The sequence below is a fragment of the Stenotrophomonas sp. P5_B8 genome (genome assembly GCF_054049855.1).
Genome location: NZ_JBFULO010000761.1, coordinates 1 through 939, shown reverse-complemented (window position 1 = coordinate 939; position 939 = coordinate 1). Strand labels below are relative to the sequence as shown.

Here is a 939-nt window from a genome sequence, read left to right as displayed (position 1 = left end):
GTCCAGTCGTGTCCGCGCACTGCCCGCTTTTTTCACCTCAAGCCCGTACCCCCATTCCGGTGTCAGGGTGCCGCCATACCCAAAGTGCCCCGGCCCAAAGGTCTGCGCAGGCTGCTTCATCGCCGCCGACACACCCTCTACTGTAAGTTCGCTGGCCGAACGCGTGGCCTTGATCAGGTCCAACAAGCCCAGCAACAGCTGTTTGGCGGTGAAGGTGGCCGGCGCGGCGGCGTCAGAGGCGGTGGGTGCCATGGTGGCGGGTCCTTGAGTAGTCGGCGAAGGCGTCGTTGCATGTGCACATGCGCACAGCGAGGCCGCGCAAAGGGCGATGGTCCACGGTCGTGCAAATGCGTACCCCAACATGAGCGATCCTTGCGTGATGAACGCTGACCGTAGGACCGGCCAGGTGAAGCGCAGGTTAAGCCGAAACGCCCGTGCGAAATAGAGCGCGCATCTGGTCTAGGATGTCCTTGAACATCGCGGAGGTGCACGCATGAACGACACAGCGACTCACGCAATGCCGCCCTTGGATGGCCCCAAGGCCGAGCAGATGATCGGCAAGGTGGTACTGGTCGGGGTTACCCGTTATGGGGGCGATGGCCAGGTGCAGGATCTGCAGCAATATGCCGGAAGGGTGCTGCGGATCAGTTTCGACGAAGGCGTGGTGCTGGCCGACGATGTCGACGGGCACGAGCGCTATCTGCCGCCGATGCTGGACAACTACATGGCCGCCGAGCCGGGCGAATACCGGATGCTTTCCACCGGCGCCACGGTGGTTGATCCGGATTATGTGGTGACCTGGGACCTGCACGCGCGGCAGTGACGGGCCAGGGGTCCCCGACGCCGTCGAGGGAGAGCCTTTGCGGCGTCGGGCGGTTGGCCCTTTCGGCCCATTCGGATCGGTCCAAGCGGTGCTAGATTCGGGTCATGCCCGCGTAC

1 protein-coding gene and 1 pseudogene are annotated in these 939 nt (G+C 63.9%); one reads left to right on the top strand and one right to left on the bottom strand.

The genetic code is table 11. From position 1 onward, the window contains the following. Nucleotides 1-252 (bottom strand): annotated as a pseudogene (locus ACXJKH_RS21285) (hypothetical protein); the annotation flags it as partial. A gap of 241 nt (nt 253-493) precedes the next feature. On the opposite strand from ACXJKH_RS21285, the gene ACXJKH_RS21280 reads away from it, so the two are divergent. Then, nucleotides 494-823, top strand: coding sequence for a hypothetical protein (locus ACXJKH_RS21280; protein WP_256774518.1), 330 nt, complete (start codon nt 494-496; stop codon nt 821-823). Nucleotides 824-939 lie beyond the last annotated feature (116 nt).

Excerpts from the sequence above, each read along its gene's own strand:
- ACXJKH_RS21280 (WP_256774518.1), top strand. The coding sequence starts at position 494 with ATGAACGACACAGCGACTCACGCAATGCCGCCCTTGGATGGCCCCAAG.